Genomic DNA, 16055 nt, shown 5'->3' with positions numbered 1-16055 from the left:
AGAAGGTGGCCCGAAGGGTCGGATGAGGGGGCCACACGGCACGTCATTCGTTATTGCCCTTCGCTGACGCTCAGCGCATTCGCAGCTCTGCTGCTCACCCCCTCATCTGCTTGCCGGCATCTTCTCCCCGCTGGGGAGAAGGGATATGTCGCAGCGCCGCGTTTTCGTCACGAGCAAAATATACCGGACGAGGTTGCTGTTTACTACCTCACAGGCATCCAACGTGCCGAAGTCGGGAGGCGCAATAGACTCTCTTCAACAGAGCCCAGGACGAAACTCATGGCTCATCGTCGTAGCTTTCACCGCGCGCCAGCCGCTCAATCGCCTCGTCGAACAATTCGGCATGCTCGTCCGGCATCTCCGAAATGTGATGGGCACGTCGCGGGTCCCCGCCGCTGCGCATTCGCTGATAGTGCTCATAGCTCATCAGCACGAAACGTGGCTTGTTGTGGCGGGTGAGAATAACCGGCTCGCGGCTCGCGACATCGGTGACATCACCAATCTGTTTATTGAGATCACCTGTCGTGAACTGCCGCATGATTATCGTCTCCGGTTTAATTTCCATATATTCCATATTTTCCATATTTTCAAGAAAATGACGCTCACGCACCCTCGACAAGAATTCGCAAGGCTCTTCGGCCGCATCATTCAAGGGCACTTTGACCCCGCCGCAACCCGCGCTACATATTCCAGCGGGAGGAGTGCCATGTTTGATTTTTCGCTCGGCGAAACCGCGGACGCGATCCGTGAAACGACGGCGCGGTTTGCCGCCGATCATATTGCTCCGCTGGCTGCGGAGATCGACGAAAGCAACACGTTTCCACGCCAGCTCTGGCCCGAGATGGGTGCGCTCGGCCTGCATGGGATCACCGTCGAGGAAGAATTCGGTGGCGCCGGTCTTGGTTATCTCGATCATGTCGTCGCCATGGAGGAAGTTTCGCGCGCCTCGGCCTCCGTGGGGCTCAGTTACGGCGCCCATTCCAATCTCTGCGTCAACCAGATCCGCCGCTGGGCCTCGCCGGAACAAAAGCGCCGCTATCTGCCGAAGCTGATCTCCGGCGAACATGTCGGCTCGCTCGCCATGTCGGAGGTCGGCGCCGGTTCCGATGTCGTCTCCATGCGGTTGCGCGCCGAGAAAAAAGGCGATCGCTATATTCTGAACGGCACCAAGTTCTGGATCACCAATGCACCGCATGCCGACGTGCTGGTCGTTTATGCCAAAACCGATCCCGCAGCCGGCCCGAAAGGCATTTCCGCCTTGATCATCGAAAAAGGTCTGCCCGGCTTTAGCGTCTCGAAGAAGCTTTCTAAACTCGGCATGCGCGGCAGCGATACGGCCGAACTGGTCTTCGAGGATTGCGCGGTGCCGGCCGAGGCGCTGATGGGCCGGGAGGGAGAAGGCGTGAAGATCCTGATGTCCGGCCTCGATTATGAGCGTGCCGTGCTTGCCGGCGGGCCGCTCGGCATCATGCAAGCCTGCCTCGATGTCGTGCTGCCCTATGTGCGCGATCGCAAGCAATTCGGCAAAGCGATCGGCGATTTCCAGCTGATGCAGGGCAAGATCGCCGACATGTATGTGGCGCTGAATTCGGCGCGTGCCTATGTCTATTCCGTCGCCCGCGCCTGCGATGCCGGCCGCGCGACGCGCACCGATGCTGCTGCCGCGATCCTCTTTGCCAGCGAAAATGCCGTGAAGGTCTCGCTGGAAGCGATCCAGGCGCTCGGCGGCGCCGGCTATACCAAGGAATGGCCGGTCGAACGCTTTTTGCGCGACGCCAAGCTCTACGATATCGGCGCCGGCACCAACGAGATCCGCCGCTACCTGATCGGCCGGGAGCTCATTGCGTCATGACGGTGATTTCGACTGCGATCGACCGCGATAGCGACAGCTTCAAGGCCAATGTCAGCAAGAACAAAGCCCTGATCGACGAGCTCCACAATCGTTCGGCGAAAGCGCGCGAGGGCGGATCGCAAACAGCGCGCGAGCGCCATACTGACAAGGGCAAGCTCCTGCCGCGCGATCGTATCCAGCTGCTCATCGATGCCGGCAGCCCGTTCCTGGAGATCGGCACGCTGGCGGCCAACGGTATGTATGATGGTGAGGCGCCGGGCGCCGGCATCATATCAGGCATCGGCCGCGTTGCCGGCCGCGAGGTGATGATCGTCGCCAATGACGCGACGGTGAAGGGCGGCGCCTATTTCCCGATGACGGTGAAGAAACATCTGCGGGCGCAGGAGATCGCCCTGCAGAACCGGCTGCCCTGTCTCTATCTGGTCGATAGCGGCGGCGCCAATCTTCCGCATCAGGCCGAAGTCTTTCCCGACCGTGACCATTTCGGCGCGATCTTCTACAACCAGGCGCAGATGTCGGCCGAGGGAATTCCACAGATCGCCTGCGTCATGGGAAGCTGCACCGCCGGTGGCGCCTATGTGCCCGCCATGTCCGACGAAACGGTCATCGTGCGCAATCAGGGCACGATCTTCCTCGCCGGCCCGCCGCTGGTGAAGGCGGCGACCGGTGAGATCATTTCGGCCGAAGAGCTCGGCGGCGCCGAAACCCACGGCCGCCGCTCCGGCGTCGTCGATCATGTGGCCGAGAACGACGAACATGCGCTGCTGCTCGTTCGCGATATCGCAGGTACTCTCAACAGCGTGAAATCAGTCGATATCGACCTGCAGCAGCCACGGCCGCCGAAACTCGATCCCGAGGATCTCTGCGGCCTCATCCCGGAGGATGTGCGCTCGCCCTATGATGTGCGCGAGGTCATCGGCCGGATCGTCGATGGCTCGGAACTGCACGAGTTCAAGCCGCTCTACGGCACCACGCTGGTCTGCGGCTTCGCCCGCATCTGGGGCATGCCCGTCGCCGTCATCGCCAATAACGGCGTGCTGTTTTCCGAAAGCGCGCTGAAGGGCGCGCATTTCATCGAGCTCGCCTGCCAGCGCCGCATACCTTTGCTGTTTCTGCAAAATATCTCCGGCTTCATGGTCGGAGGCCGCTATGAGGCCGGCGGCATCGCCAAGGATGGGGCAAAGCTGGTGACGGCGGTTGCGACCGCGAGCGTGCCGAAGGTCACGGTCATCATCGGCGGCAGCTTCGGCGCCGGCAACTACGGCATGTGCGGCCGCGCCTATCGCCCGCGCTTCCTCTTCACCTGGCCGAACAGCCGCATCAGCGTGATGGGCGGCGAACAGGCGGCCTCGGTGCTCGCCACAATCCGCCGGGACTCCATGGAGGCGCGCGGTGAGAATTGGCCTATTGAACAGGAGGAGGCCTTCAAGGCGCCGATCCGCGCCGGCTACGAGGCCGAGGGCAATCCCTATTATGCCACGGCCCGCCTCTGGGACGACGGCATCATCGATCCGCGCCAGACCCGTGATGTGCTGGGCCTTGCCTTTTCCGCCTGCCTGAATGCGCCGATCCCGAAAGGGCCGCGCTTCGGCCTGTTCAGGATGTGAGGCGTCAATGATGGAAAGCCTTCTCATTGCCAACAGGGGCGAAATCGCTCGCCGCATCATCCGCACGGCCAAGATGCTCGGCATCCGCACCATCGCCGTCTATTCCGAGGCCGATGCCGGCCTGCCCTTCGTCAGCGAGGCGGACGAGGCGATTGCCATCGGCCCCTCGCCGGCCCGCGAAAGTTATCTCTCGCAGGAACGCATCCTCGATGCCGCCCGGAAAACCGGCGCTGCGGCGATCCACCCCGGTTACGGCTTCCTTTCGGAAAACGCCGCGTTTGCCGAAGCGGTGGAAAAGGCTGGGATCCTCTGGGTCGGAGCGCACCCGGCTGCAATCCGGGCGATGGGGCTCAAGGACGCGGCGAAGGAATTGATGCAGGCATCCGGCGTGCCCGTGACCCCCGGCTATATGGGCGCGGACCAGAGCGAAGAGAGGCTGGCGGCCGAGGCGGAAAACATCGGTTATCCCGTGCTTATCAAGGCGGTCGCCGGCGGCGGCGGCAAGGGCATGCGCCGCGTCGATCGCCCGCAGGATTTCGCCGAACGTCTCGCCTCCTGCCGCCGCGAGGCGGCCTCCGCCTTCGGCGACGACCGCGTTCTGATCGAACGCTATATCGCCAATCCGCGCCATATCGAGGTGCAGGTTTTCGCCGACAAGCTCGGAAATTGCGTTCATCTGTTCGAACGCGATTGTTCACTGCAGCGCCGTCACCAGAAGGTCATCGAGGAGGCCCCTGCCCCCGGCCTTGATGCCGCCACCCGGGCAGCGATCTGCGATGCAGCGGTGAAAGCCGCAAGAGCGGTCAACTATGTCGGCGCCGGCACCATCGAATTCATCGCTGATGCCTCGGAAGGCCTTCGCGAAGATCGCATCTGGTTCATGGAGATGAACACCCGCCTGCAGGTGGAACACCCGGTCACCGAGGCAATATCAGGCGAGGATCTGGTGCTCTGGCAGTTGAAGGTCGCTAGCGGCGAACCGCTGCCAAAAATGCAGGACGAGATCGCCATGAACGGCTGGGCCTTCGAAGCCCGGCTCTATGCCGAAAATCCCGCCGCCGGCTATCTGCCGTCGACAGGCCGGCTCGAACATCTGCGCCTCCCTGACACAATCCGCGTCGATAGCGGCGTCGAGCAAGGGGACGAAATCACCGCCTTCTATGACCCGATGATTGCCAAGATCGTCGCCCACGGGCCGCACCGCGAGGCGGCACTTTCGAAGCTCGCAGCCGCCTGCGCCGGCATCGAGGTCTGGCCGGTCAGATCCAATGCCGGCCTTCTCGCCCGCATCGCTGTCGATCCGGATTTTCGCGCAGCACGGATCGATACCGGCTTTCTCGACCGCCATGACGACAGGCTTGTGGCGACGGAGCCGAGCGAAACGGCAATCGATAGCGCGGCGACGGCGCTTTTAAAGAACACCGATAATGATCCCTGGACCGCGCTGACCGGGTTCCGCATCGCCGGCGCGGATGACAAGAGGGTGCGCATCCGTATCGGCGATCACCTCCATTGGGGGCAATCACGTCCGGAGCTCGAGGCAAATACCGTCACGATCGGTGAAACGACGGTGCTTTTCGACGCCGGTAATGCCTGGCCGATCAGCCTGCCCGTCGCAAGTGAAGTCGAGGCAAGTCAGGGCGCCGGCGATGGCGCGATCCTGTCACCCATGCCCGGCCTCGTCATTTCGGTGGATGTCGCCGAAGGCGATCGTGTCGCCAAGGGGGACCGCCTGCTGACAGTCGAAGCGATGAAAATGGAACATTCACTGCGCGCACCCTTCGACGGCATCGTCGAGAAACTGCAGGTTTCCTCGGGGATCAGGGTCTCGGAAAACCAGCTGGTCGTCAGCATTGTGAAGGAGCAGGATTGATGGCCGGCCGTTATTTCGACGAGTGGACGGTCGGCGACCGCATCGCCCACGACATCCGCCGTACGGTCACCGAGACCGACAATCTGCTCTTCACGACGCTTTCCCACAATCCGCAGCCGCTGCATCTCGATGCTGACTATGCGGCCGGCACCGAATTCGGCCGGATCGTCGTCAACGGCACCTTCACTTTTGCGCTCACCGTCGGCCTTTCGGTCGGCGACACCACGCTCGGCACGCTCGTCGCCAATCTCGGCTATGACAAGGTAACGATGCCAAAGCCGGTCTTCATCGGCGATACGCTGCGGGTGGAAACGGAGGTGATGGAGCTGCGTCGCTCGAACTCCCGCCCCGATGCCGGCATCGTCACCTTCCGGCATATCACGCTGAACCAGCGCGGCGAGATCGTCTGCCAGTGCCTGCGCACGGCGATGCTGAAGGTGAAGCCGTCATGAGGCTGCGCTCGCTGCTCTTTGCGCCCGGCGACCGGCCGGAGCGGTTCGAGAAGGCGCTCGCCTCGGGCGCCGATGCCGTCATTCTCGATCTGGAAGATTCGGTTGCGCCCATAAACAAGCCGAAAGCGCGCGAGAGCGTGCACGAGTTCGTCTTGCATCATGCCGGCGAGGCCAATCTCCTGATCCGCATCAATCCCCTCGCCTCGCCAGAATTCGAAGGCGACCTTGCCGCTTTGAGCGGCCTTCATCCTTTCGCGATCGTGCTGCCGAAGGCCGAGGGTGCGGCTTCGGTGCTGAAGCTCGCAGGCTCTCTTGCATCTGCAATTCCCATCTTGCCGATCGCAACCGAAACACCATCCGCGATCTTCGAGATCGGCAGCTACCGGGACGTCGCAACCAGCCTCTGCGGCCTGACCTGGGGGGCTGAGGATCTGCCGGCCGCCATGGGGGCTGCGACCGCGCGACGGACGGACGGCCGTTATACGCCGCCTTACGAGCTTGCCCGTTCGCTGGTGCTGTTTGGCGCCCATGCTGCCGCCGTTCCGGCGATCGACACCGTCTATCCCGATTTCCGCGATTTGGGCGGTCTCAGGGCCTATGTCGGCCGCGCCCGGCGCGATGGCTTTTCCGGCATGATGGCCATCCATCCGAGCCAGGTCGAGGTAATCAATCATGCGTTCACGCCGGATGCATCCGAGGTCGCCTGGGCGGAGAAAGTCGCCGCCGCCTTTGCCGCCAGGCCCGACGCGGGTGTCATTCAGCTTGACGGACGCATGCTGGATTTGCCGCATCTCAAGCTCGCGATGCGTATCCTGGACCTCACCGGGCGATAGTCAGGATGCCGCCCGCTTGACCGCCTTCAGCCGACTTCGCCGCCCGCTTGGAGGTGACCGGCCGCCCGTGTCCTGTGAGATAGCCTTGCCGTCACCGACCGCGACATAAAGGTCCACATAGCGACCTGCTGCACGGTGGGTCGGGCGTCATGACATTGGCGTCATGGCTTCGAAATCGGGCAAGGCGCCGCTCGCGTAGCCGACCGCCCCAAGCGAGCCGATGGCGATCCGGCCGTCGCGGATCGACAGGAGCGGTCCATCGGCACCCTGCTCGTAGAGATCGGGATGGGCCGCGGCAAAGCGCGCCTTCTCCGCCTGCGGCGCACCCTGCATGCCGGCGACATAGTGATGGCCGTTACGCTCGACATGGGAGAGACCGAGCAGCGAGACCAGCGCCAGATCCTGCTGCACGGCAAGCCCAGCCTGGCATGTCAGATCCTCGCCCGAAAGGAACAGTTCCGGCACAGTTCCGGTTCTGATGCGGATCGCCTTCATAAGCGAACGGTAGATGCCCTTGCAGGTTTTCGAGGAGACGCCGGTATAACCGAGCCGTCTGGCGCCGGCGAAGGCGCCGTCGCCGTCGTCGCTCTCATCGATCAGGAAGGGTAATTGCGCCGCCAGGTCCCCCAGCGGCGTTTCCATGGTGATCGCGCGCGAGAACGGCTGTTCGACAAAGGCAATGGCCGCACGCAACCTCGCCAGCCGAGGCGTCGCCTCGATCTGCGCCAGCAAGGCGGCAAGCTGTTCGGGGGCGCCAAACTGTTCGTTGCCGTCGACCGTCACCCGATAGTCGGGCAGGCGGTCCAGCACGGTGGCGATCCGCGTCAGGCGGTCGATATCGGCATCGATCGCGCCTGACAGCTTGATCTTGAACCAGCGGTTGCCATAGCGGGTAATCACCGCCTCGAGGCTTTCCGGCAGGCCGTCGTCGACGGGATGGACGATATCGCCCTCGGTGATCGGATCGACAAGTCCGATCGTATGCCGGGCCGAGATCGAGCCGGCAGGGCGAAGGCCGGCGAGCATCGCGGAGGCGGCGTCCGCGTCGATATCGCCGGGCAGCATCGGGCCACCGATGCCGACGAGATTACCCCGCACCGCCTCGAAGAAGGAAATGCCGGCAAGGCGGCAATAGGCATCGAGCGCAGCGCGGGCGATGAGCGAAGGACCGAAACAGGCGGCCAATGGATTTCCAGGCAGGCGCCGCACGGTCTCCATCTCGTTCAGGCGGGCGGCGGCAAACAATGTCGCCGGCGCAGACGGTTCGAGCAAAGCAGCCGCGGCGGTACGGATCGAGGTGCGCAACTGGTCGACATTTTGCGCCGGCGTCAGCGCCGGATCTTTGTCGAACCATTTCGGCACCATCATCTCGGCGGCCGCGCCAAGGGCGGTTCGTCCCTCTTTATCCTCGACGCGGACCCTGATGAAGGCTTGCGGTGCCTTTTTGAGGGTTGCCGCGCCAAAGCGGAACGGCAGGCGCAGCCTGATATCGCGCTCGAAGGCGTCGATCTCGATGATTCTGATACGCGGCGCCGTCACGGAACCTCCAATGTTTCTGTCCACGGTCATGCCATCCGGTCGAGCATGGCGCGCGACACTTCGTGATGGAGCGGCTCCCCGCGAAGCAGCCGGCCGATCTCGTCCACCATGGCCTGGCCTTGGGCGAAGTGCGCCTCTTCAGTGTGACCGGCGGCATGCGGCGAAATGGTGACATTGGCCAGTGCGGGATCGCGGAAGGGACTGTCCGGAGGCAGCGGCTCGTTGTCGAAGACATCAAGAGCCGCTTCGATACGGCCGGAGCGGATCTCGGCGAGCAGCGCCGCCTCGTCGACCAGCTCCGCGCGCGCCGTGTTGATGAACAGCGTGCCGGGGCGCAGTAGCGCCAGTTCGCGGGCACCGATCATGCGGCGCGTTTCGGGCAGGACAGGCGCATGCAGAGAGACCACATCTGCCTGGGCCAGCATATCGTTCAGCCCGGCTCTGAAAACGCCGAGCGCAGCAGCCTCGCTATCATGGAGAAAGGGATCGACAACCAGCACGCGGCAGCCGAATGGAACGAGCAGCCGCATGACCGCCCGCCCGACATATCCGGCACCGACGATGCCGACCGTTCTGGCGCCAAGCAATCTCTGCGGCACGGCGGCGCGGACGTCGAGCCATTCGCCGCCGTTGCGCAATTGATGATGCAGCCGATGAATGCCGCGCATGGCGAGCAACGCTTCGGCGACGACGAACTCGGCAACCGAGGCGGCAATTTTCGAGGCGGCATGGGTGACGCGAAGGCCATCGTCGAACAGACGGGCGGGAACGAGTGTTCGGACGCTGCCTGCCGAATGGGCGACGAGGGCGAGTTGCGAATGGCGTTGGCGCGCGGTGGGATCGAAGGGCGGCGTGCCCCATCCGGTGAGGCACGCGACAGCGCCCTGCAGCAGCTGGTCGACATCGGCAGCGTCGATTGCGGCACCGGTCGGCCAACGCACCTCGCCAAGAGCGTTCAACTGGGTAATCGCCACATCGTCCAGCATCATCCGGCGGGTCTTTTCGGTCAGCAGTACGGCGATAACGGGAGCCTGATCGTTCATGGTTCTATTCTTTCGTTGCGGCGACCAGGCGCCGGAGATGGGCAAGATCGGCGCGGACCTTGTCGAGCGCCTGCTCTCTAGAGACGCGGTATTGGGAATGCATCGAGAGCACGCCGGCAAATCCTGTGGCCACCAGATGCGGGACGATTTCGTTCCAGGGCACCATGCCTTCATCGAGCCCGTACCAGTCCGAATGCCAGGCGCGCTGGCCGTGAGGTCCGTAACCGCCGGGCGACCAACCGCTGTTCTTGACGCCCATGCAGCAGAACCACGGATCGAGAATATCGAGGGTCAGACGCCAGTCCTCGTTTCCCTCCCTAATGATCTGATTGGCAGGATCGGGATAAGCGCCGATCCGGATCGGATCGCGCCCGGCCAGCAATTGCGCGGCCAGCGCGCCCGAACTGTGCAGGGTCCCGCCGTGAAGCTGGATCGTCAGCTTGATGCCGAAGCGTTCGGCCAGGCGCTCGAAGCCGTCGAGATCGCGCCGCGCCTCGTCGACCTGGGCCTGCCAGCGCCGCGACGGGTCGTAGCGCCAGAAGCCAAGCCGGATCTGCCCGATGCCGGCCTCGCCGCAACAACCGAGAAGCCGGGATGCGGCATCGTCGGGCCGGGTGGAATCGATGGTCGCCATCGGCGTGCGAACACCGGCCGCGGCAAAGAGTTTTACCGCATTGACGATCCCCTCCGACCTGTCAGGGGAAACGGCATGGCCATCGCGAATAAGGAGATCGGCACAGTCGAACCCCAAACCGGCTGTGATCTCGGCCGCCGTCGCGAGCGGCAGACCTTCGAGGGTCTTGGTGAAATAGGCGATATCCATGGATCAGATCCCAGACGGAAAGGCTCTGTTCACGAGCGGGAGAGACAAAGCTCGCTGCGGCGACCGAATGCATCGCGAGCCTGCACCGCATACCGCACGCCCTCCGGCGGCGACATGTGCAGGAAGGCCGTCGAGATCAGCGGGGTGGAACTGACCTTTTCAAAAGTCCCGCCATTGGTGCTGACGAGGACATCGTAGAAGATGGACGGCCCGGCATCGCCGGCAGCCCAGAACAGCAAGCGCTCCTCCCGACCGCCAAGACCAAGATAACGTTCGACGACAAGGCCGGCAGGTGCTGCCGGGCGCGCGCCGATATCGGGGACGACAAGCACCTGCGTCAACGACGGCAATGGCACGTCCAGGTCGACGCTGATCCGGCCTTCGTCGCACTCTGCGACGCTGATCGGATGCAGCAAGGCGGGCTCCTGCGCCCGGCGCATTTCGGCAAACTGCGCCTCGGTCGGTGCGGGCGGTGCGCCGACCGGCTCGAAGAGCCCACGCGGGTTGCTTTCGTCGCGCTGGGCCTCCCAAACCTCCATCGGATTGGTGAATTCCTCGTCGATGCGCAGCAGGCAAAGCGCGTGGCGGCCGGGAACCAAACCGCTCACCTCGAGACGGACGGCGGTCCGGCCCGAGCGGTTGATGGCATCGACGCTATGGATGAGGCTGATGGAAACACCGCCGCCCGGCAGCCGCGTCGGCAGGATCGCCAGGCCATCCTGGTCGGGAACAAGCGGTGGTTCGGCGGTCACCTTGCAAACGGTATCGCCAAGCGTTGCCAGCAATTCCATCGATGTGAGGCCGGGCTTCTTGATGATGTCGAAGGGCGGCGCCCTGTCGACATCCGTGACCAGCATGTCCAGATTGGTCTTGTGCTCCCACTGCGCCTTGGTGAAATTGCGCGAACCGAAATAGGCAAAAATCGTGCGCTGGCTCCAGCCGCCGATAAAGGCGTGGTCATTGCTGAGGAAAGTGAAATTCGCCGCTTTCGGGGCGATGATGCGCCGGTCGTGCTGTTCGATGATACGGGCGATGATCCCGGCGTAATAGGCTTTGCCATGCCAGCTATGGTGATCGCTCCAGCCGAGCTGCGGATCGCATTCATCGTTGATGATGGGCAGGCCTGCAAGGCGCGGGTGATGCTCCTTGAGGTAGTCGACGACGAGAAGCGTGCGGTCGACGATACCGTGGGTTTTCGGGGTCAGGTCTTCCTTGCTGCCGTTGACGCCCTTTTCGTGAATCGAGATGTAATCGAGGCGCGGCGGGCCATCGCCGGTCAGGCAGCTCGTGCCGCTGTCGCAATGGGCCATGAGGGCGCGAAAGATCGGCGACAGCGTGCGAGCGGTGCCGGGTCCGCCCATCGGCAAGGTGGGATCGACAGCGTCGAGGCCGGCGACGCAGGCGTCGTAGTAGTTGGTGTAACCCTTGATCCCGTAGGTCCACCAGCCGGAATCGGCCTCGTTCGTCGTTTCGAAATACCATGTGCGCAATTCGTCCATGCCGTAACGGGCGCCATAGCGGTCGACCGTTGCCGTCACGAGATCCCGCCAGCGCCTGACCTGATCCATGTCCTCATAGTCGGTGAAGAGGCCGGATGGGTTGCCCATCAGCTCGAAGAACGGCTTCAGGCGGTGTTCGATCATCACGTCGAGCGCGCGGTCGAGCAGGGACCAGTCGTAGCCGGCCCCACCCTTCGCACTCAGCAGATTGTAGAGATAATGCACACGCAGGAACTTGATGCCCTCATTCGGCAGACCGCCGATATAGGCAAGCATCTGGCGCATCTCGGGCTCGAGCAGCAGCTCGGCCGGCGAAAAGCCGGTACCGCGCCAGAACCGGTTGAATGGGCGCACCGCTTCACTGGCATCAACGTTTATTCGCGTACGTTCACGCATGGGTCGTCTCTCCTTGGGCGGAAGTTGGCAGTGCGCCGCACTATTGGCGCACGTGGCCAGGAGCCGGATTATTTGAACTTGTCGCGCATCGCATCGATGCCGGGGATGGTTTTGGTCAGATGCTGATGGGCGGGATCGAAGCGCTGGATCAGGCCCCGGCGATGCTTGCCAACCAGAATGGTGAAGATGTAGCCGCGATGCCCCGGTGAAGTGACGGTCGGGTGGTAACCGCGGTCGACCAGGACAGTGTCGCCGTTGCGGGTCATGAGGATCTTGACCGGACCGTCGTCGTCATAGGTGATCTGGCTGCCGAAACCGGTCTCGGGCTGGAAGCGGTAGTGATAGAGTTCTTCGTGCCGGGTCTCGACATCGCCGTCCTCGGTATCGTGCTTGTGCGGGGGATAGCCGGACCAGCAGCCTTCGCCGGCATAAAGTTCACTCACCAGCAGGTTGCCGCAGCGCCCGTTCTGCCGTTGGCCGAGCAGATGGACGATCCGCCGCTGGCTATGGGTGTCCGGAGAGCCGACATTGACCGCGTCGACCTCATCCGGCGTGATGCGAAACGGGGCGTAGCGCGTGTCGCAGAGGCCGCCGGCGATGGCGACTTCCGCCGCCGCGCCACGAGCCGATATCCGGACATTGGCGCCGACGGGCGCGTAAACCGAGTCCGCATCGCCTCCCCAGATATCGGCTCGCCGGCCCACCGCTTCGAACATGATGCCATCCACCTCGATATCCACCTGACCCGACAGCACGACGTAGAGGCGTTCGTGCGCGGGCAGCCGCCGGATGTCCTGCTCGTTGGAGGCGAGCGTGACGAGATCGAAGTAGATGAGATCGAGCGTCGTGGAGGAGGTATCCACAATGGGACGCTGCTCGGAGCGTGGAATGAATTCGGGCATCAATTGAACTCCGGAACGATACGGTCGGCAAAGGGATTAAGCGTCAGGGACTCGGCGTAATGACAAGCCACTGCGTGCCCATCGGCGGTGACGGTGCGTAAGCCCGGCACCTCCTGCTTGCAAAGCTCGGTGGCGTAGCGGCAACGCGGATGAAATGCGCAGCCGGGAGGAGGATGGGCGGGATCGGCAACCTCGCCCGCCAGCCGGATGCGCTGGCCGTGGCGACGCATCCTCGGATCGGCGATCGGCACCGCCGAGAGCAACGCTTCGGTGTAGGGGTGAAGCGGGCGTGAGAAGATCTGCTCCGTCGGCGCCTTTTCGACGACCCGGCCGACATACATGACGGCGATATTGTCCGAGATGTGTCGGACGACCGAGAGATCGTGGGCGACGAAGAGATAGGTCAGACCGAATTGTTCCTGCAGATCCTGCAGGAGGTTGATGGTTTGTGCCTGCACACTGACGTCGAGCGCCGAAACGGCCTCATCGGCGATCACCAGGCGCGGATTGGAGGCCAGCGCCCGGGCGATGCCGATGCGCTGGCGTTCGCCGCCGGAGAACGCATGCGGATAGCGGTGCATATATTCGGGCCGCAGGCCGACGCTCTGCATCAGCTCGGCGACCCGGTGCTCGAGCTCCCGGCCCTTGGCGATGCCGTTGACACCAAGCACCTCGCCGATGATGTCGATGACGGGAAGGCGCGGATTGAGCGAGGATTGCGGATCCTGAAACACGATGCGCAGGTCGCGATGGATTTCGTCGAGCGCAGAACCCGACAAAGCCGCGAGATCGACAGTGCCGCCGCTGCGATTGCGATAACGGATTTCGCCGCTTGTCGGCTGATAGATGCGCAGCACCGTGCGAGCAAGTGTGGATTTGCCGCAGCCGGACTCCCCGACGATGCCGAGTGTTTCGCCATCCTCGACACGAAGCGAAACGCCGTCGACCGCCTTGACGTGTCCGACCACACGCCGGAATGCGCCCTTGCGAATGGGGAAATGCATCCTGAGATCGTTCAGTTCGAGCAGCGGGCTTGGTTGGGTCATGGGATCGGCCATCATTGTCTTCCTTCGTAAAGCAGACAGCTGGCGACATGCCCGTCGCCGATGGTGACGGGCTGCGGATCCTTTTGGTCGCACAGGCCCGCCCTCGCCTCTTTGCACCGGGGATGAAAGCTGCAGCCCGGGGGCCGGTTGAAACGCGAGGGCACCATGCCATCGATGATCGCGAGCCGTTCGGTGGGTTGCCCATGCATGCGCGGCACCGATTGCAGCAGCGCCTTGGTGTAGGGATGAACAGGCGCGTGGAAGATCGTGTCGACATTTCCTGCCTCGACGACCCGGCCAACATACATGACGACGACTTCGTCGGCGATTTCGGCGACCACACCGAGATCATGGGTCACGAACAGCACCGAGAGCCCGAATTCGGCCTGCAGCGAGGCCAGGAGATCGAGGATATTGGCCTGGGTGGTCACATCGAGCGCCGTGGTCGGCTCGTCGGCGATCAGCAGTCTGGGGCGGCAGGCGAGCGCGAGCGCGATGCAGACGCGCTGGCGCATGCCGCCGGAAAACTGGAAGGCATAGCTTTCCATGCGCTCGGCCGGCCGCGGAATGCCGACCAGAGCCAATGTCTCGATGGCATGTTCGCGCGCCTCCTTCTTTCCCATCTTCAGATGCAGGCGGATCACCTCCACCATCTGGTTGCCGATCGTATGGACGGGAGAAAGGGCCGCCATCGGCTCCTGGCTGATCAGGCCGATCTGGGCACCGCGGATCGCCCGCATCTCGTAGCCGCGCGGATCGAGCGCCGCCAAGTCGACGGAGGGTGCTGTGGGATCCGGCCGGTAGCGGATTGCCCCCGAGACGATCCGCCCTCCCCTGGGAACCTGGTTGAGGATCGAGCGGCCGGTGATGCTCTTGCCCGAACCGGATTCGCCGACGACGCAGACCGTCTTGCCGCGCGGGATGGAAAAGGAGACGCCGTCGACAGCCTTGATGGTGCCTGGCCCCCCGAAAAAATGGGTCCTGAGATCATCGACCTCGATCAGCGGGTCGCGATCCCGGTGCCGGCCGCCGGCTGCGGCGAAATTGGGATCAGTATTCATAGGGATCTGCAGCATCGCGTAATCCATCACCGAGGAAATTGAGGGCGAGCACGGTGACGATCACCGCGAGACCGGGAAGAAACAGCCAAGGTGCGCTCGAGACGGCGAGAATGTTCTGTGCCTCCTGAAGCAGCACACCCCAGCTCACCACCGGCGGGCGCAGGCCGATGCCGAGGAAGGAGAGCGCGGTTTCTGCGAGGATCATCGTCGGGATGGCGAGCGTCACCGAGGCGATGATGTGGCTCATGAAGGACGGCACCATGTGCCGCCAGATGATGCGCATCTGCGAGCAGCCGTCGAGACGGGCGGCGATCACGAACTCTTCCGTCTTGAGCGACAGGAAGCGCCCGCGCACCACCCGCGCCAGATCGGTCCAGCCGATCAGCGACAGAATGATGGTGATCCAGAGATAGACTAGGAGCGGATCGGCGCTGATCGGAACGGCAGCCGCAAGGCCCATCCACAGCGGGATGGTCGGGATAGAGTTGATGAGCTCGATGGAGCGCTGGATCACGTCGTCCACCCAGCCGCCGTAGAGCCCCGAGATGCCGCCGAGGATGATGCCGAGGATGAGGCTGATTGCGACCCCGATCAGTCCGACGGACATCGAAACCCGCGTGCCGTGGACCGTCCGGCTGAAGACATCGCGACCGAGGCGATCGGCGCCGAACAGGTAGAATGGTTTGTCCATCTCGATCGGGCCGATCAGGTGCCGGTCGAAATTAAATAGCCCCCAGAGCCGGTAGGGTTCGCCCTTGACGAAGAAGCCGAGGGGGATGACGACGGCCGGATCGGGCACGTAATTGCGGCTGAGCGCGATCGGGTCAACTTTCATCGAATAACCGTTGACGTAGAGCGGATGAAACTGTCCGGCCGCGTCGTAGCCGGCGAACTTGATCTGTTGCGGCGGCGCATAGGTATAGCGGGAATCGTAGGTCTGCGACGAAACCGGGGCGAGAACCTCTGCAAACAGGGCGACCAGGTAGATCAAAAAGATGACGACGCCTGCCGCCAGCGCCAGGCGATGGCGACGGAAGCGCCGCCAGATGAGCTTCCACTGCCCGGCGACCGCGTCGGAATTCTGGATCAGTTCAGGCTGTAGCGCGATGGCTTGATCGGTCATTGGTCT

14 protein-coding genes are annotated in these 16055 nt (G+C 63.4%); 5 read left to right on the top strand and 9 right to left on the bottom strand.

The genetic code is table 11. The features are described 5' to 3' along the window. Positions 1-277: 277 nt before the first annotated feature. On the bottom strand, positions 278-538 hold the full coding sequence (locus RlegSU303_RS31825) for a type II toxin-antitoxin system Phd/YefM family antitoxin (protein ID WP_011654326.1): 261 nt from the start codon (positions 536-538) through the stop codon (positions 278-280). A gap of 168 nt (positions 539-706) precedes the next feature. Between RlegSU303_RS31825 and RlegSU303_RS31820 the strand changes: the two genes are divergently transcribed. From RlegSU303_RS31820 to RlegSU303_RS31800, 5 genes are read left to right on the top strand one after another with little or no spacing between them, the layout of a single operon-like run. Beyond that, positions 707-1852 carry an isovaleryl-CoA dehydrogenase gene (locus RlegSU303_RS31820; protein WP_017958365.1) on the top strand — a complete coding sequence of 382 codons (1146 nt, stop codon included), beginning with the start codon at positions 707-709 and terminating at the stop codon, positions 1850-1852. Beyond that, the gene (locus RlegSU303_RS31815) at positions 1849-3459 is read left to right on the top strand and encodes a carboxyl transferase domain-containing protein (protein ID WP_017958364.1); all 1611 of its coding nucleotides are present in this window, start codon (positions 1849-1851) and stop codon (positions 3457-3459) included. Before RlegSU303_RS31820 ends, RlegSU303_RS31815 begins: the two co-directional genes overlap by 4 nt. 7 nt (positions 3460-3466) lie before the next feature. Continuing rightward, positions 3467-5332, top strand: coding sequence for an acetyl/propionyl/methylcrotonyl-CoA carboxylase subunit alpha (locus RlegSU303_RS31810; protein ID WP_231284130.1), 1866 nt, complete (start codon positions 3467-3469; stop codon positions 5330-5332). Beyond that, entirely contained in the window at positions 5332-5784 is a 453-nt protein-coding gene (locus RlegSU303_RS31805) for a MaoC family dehydratase (RefSeq protein ID WP_011654322.1), read from the top strand. The genes RlegSU303_RS31810 and RlegSU303_RS31805 overlap by 1 nt, the downstream gene beginning before the upstream one ends. Continuing rightward, positions 5781-6617 (top strand): HpcH/HpaI aldolase/citrate lyase family protein, encoded by an 837-nt coding sequence (locus RlegSU303_RS31800; RefSeq protein ID WP_017958361.1) that lies wholly within the window; start codon positions 5781-5783, stop codon positions 6615-6617. The genes RlegSU303_RS31805 and RlegSU303_RS31800 overlap by 4 nt, the downstream gene beginning before the upstream one ends. Before the next feature lie 147 nt (positions 6618-6764). Here the strand turns inward: RlegSU303_RS31800 and RlegSU303_RS31795 are convergent, their stop codons facing one another. The 8 genes from RlegSU303_RS31795 to RlegSU303_RS31760 form a co-directional block, all read right to left on the bottom strand. Next, positions 6765-8186, bottom strand: a complete 1422-nt coding sequence (locus RlegSU303_RS31795; RefSeq protein ID WP_017958360.1) for a mandelate racemase — start codon at positions 8184-8186, stop codon at positions 6765-6767. Next, on the bottom strand, positions 8183-9199 hold the full coding sequence (locus RlegSU303_RS31790) for a hydroxyacid dehydrogenase (RefSeq protein ID WP_017958359.1): 1017 nt from the start codon (positions 9197-9199) through the stop codon (positions 8183-8185). The genes RlegSU303_RS31795 and RlegSU303_RS31790 overlap by 4 nt, the downstream gene beginning before the upstream one ends. A gap of 4 nt (positions 9200-9203) precedes the next feature. Continuing rightward, positions 9204-10022 carry a sugar phosphate isomerase/epimerase family protein gene (locus tag RlegSU303_RS31785; protein WP_094088896.1) on the bottom strand — a complete coding sequence of 273 codons (819 nt, stop codon included), beginning with the start codon at positions 10020-10022 and terminating at the stop codon, positions 9204-9206. 29 nt (positions 10023-10051) lie between these two features. Further along, positions 10052-11917, bottom strand: a complete 1866-nt coding sequence (locus RlegSU303_RS31780; protein WP_231284128.1) for a GH39 family glycosyl hydrolase — start codon at positions 11915-11917, stop codon at positions 10052-10054. Positions 11918-11985: 68 nt separating this feature from the next. Continuing rightward, a complete protein-coding gene (locus tag RlegSU303_RS31775) occupies positions 11986-12819 on the bottom strand; it encodes a 5-deoxy-glucuronate isomerase (RefSeq protein ID WP_017958356.1) in 834 nt (277 codons plus the stop codon). Next, positions 12819-13877 (bottom strand): ABC transporter ATP-binding protein, encoded by a 1059-nt coding sequence (locus tag RlegSU303_RS31770; protein WP_017958355.1) that lies wholly within the window; start codon positions 13875-13877, stop codon positions 12819-12821. The genes RlegSU303_RS31775 and RlegSU303_RS31770 overlap by 1 nt, the downstream gene beginning before the upstream one ends. Beyond that, a complete protein-coding gene (locus RlegSU303_RS31765; RefSeq protein ID WP_231284127.1) occupies positions 13877-14926 on the bottom strand; it encodes an ABC transporter ATP-binding protein in 1050 nt (349 codons plus the stop codon). Before RlegSU303_RS31765 ends, RlegSU303_RS31770 begins: the two co-directional genes overlap by 1 nt. Next, positions 14916-16049, bottom strand: coding sequence for an ABC transporter permease (locus RlegSU303_RS31760; RefSeq protein ID WP_231284125.1), 1134 nt, complete (start codon positions 16047-16049; stop codon positions 14916-14918). Before RlegSU303_RS31760 ends, RlegSU303_RS31765 begins: the two co-directional genes overlap by 11 nt. Between the last annotated feature and the right edge of the window lie 6 nt (positions 16050-16055).

Origin of the sequence: Rhizobium sp. SU303, from assembly GCF_021052345.1 — a bacterium.
In the GTDB taxonomy this organism is placed as follows: Bacteria; Pseudomonadota; Alphaproteobacteria; order Rhizobiales; family Rhizobiaceae; genus Rhizobium; species Rhizobium laguerreae.
The sequence above is the reverse complement of the archived record's forward strand: the minus strand, read 5'-3'. Positions and strand labels throughout refer to the sequence as shown.

What these genes read in the sequence shown, in the direction of transcription:
- RlegSU303_RS31825 (WP_011654326.1), bottom strand. Translation starts at nt 538, where the DNA reads ATGCGGCAGTTCACGACAGGTGATCTCAATAAACAGATTGGTGATGTC.
- RlegSU303_RS31820 (WP_017958365.1), top strand. Translation starts at nt 707, where the DNA reads ATGTTTGATTTTTCGCTCGGCGAAACCGCGGACGCGATCCGTGAAACG.
- RlegSU303_RS31815 (WP_017958364.1), top strand. Translation starts at nt 1,849, where the DNA reads ATGACGGTGATTTCGACTGCGATCGACCGCGATAGCGACAGCTTCAAG.
- RlegSU303_RS31810 (WP_231284130.1), top strand. Translation starts at nt 3,467, where the DNA reads ATGATGGAAAGCCTTCTCATTGCCAACAGGGGCGAAATCGCTCGCCGC.
- RlegSU303_RS31805 (WP_011654322.1), top strand. Translation starts at nt 5,332, where the DNA reads ATGGCCGGCCGTTATTTCGACGAGTGGACGGTCGGCGACCGCATCGCC.
- RlegSU303_RS31800 (WP_017958361.1), top strand. Translation starts at nt 5,781, where the DNA reads ATGAGGCTGCGCTCGCTGCTCTTTGCGCCCGGCGACCGGCCGGAGCGG.
- RlegSU303_RS31795 (WP_017958360.1), bottom strand. Translation starts at nt 8,186, where the DNA reads ATGACCGTGGACAGAAACATTGGAGGTTCCGTGACGGCGCCGCGTATC.
- RlegSU303_RS31790 (WP_017958359.1), bottom strand. Translation starts at nt 9,199, where the DNA reads ATGAACGATCAGGCTCCCGTTATCGCCGTACTGCTGACCGAAAAGACC.
- RlegSU303_RS31785 (WP_094088896.1), bottom strand. Translation starts at nt 10,022, where the DNA reads ATGGATATCGCCTATTTCACCAAGACCCTCGAAGGTCTGCCGCTCGCG.
- RlegSU303_RS31780 (WP_231284128.1), bottom strand. Translation starts at nt 11,917, where the DNA reads ATGCGTGAACGTACGCGAATAAACGTTGATGCCAGTGAAGCGGTGCGC.
- RlegSU303_RS31775 (WP_017958356.1), bottom strand. Translation starts at nt 12,819, where the DNA reads ATGCCCGAATTCATTCCACGCTCCGAGCAGCGTCCCATTGTGGATACC.
- RlegSU303_RS31770 (WP_017958355.1), bottom strand. Translation starts at nt 13,877, where the DNA reads ATGGCCGATCCCATGACCCAACCAAGCCCGCTGCTCGAACTGAACGAT.
- RlegSU303_RS31765 (WP_231284127.1), bottom strand. Translation starts at nt 14,926, where the DNA reads ATGAATACTGATCCCAATTTCGCCGCAGCCGGCGGCCGGCACCGGGAT.
- RlegSU303_RS31760 (WP_231284125.1), bottom strand. Translation starts at nt 16,049, where the DNA reads ATGACCGATCAAGCCATCGCGCTACAGCCTGAACTGATCCAGAATTCC.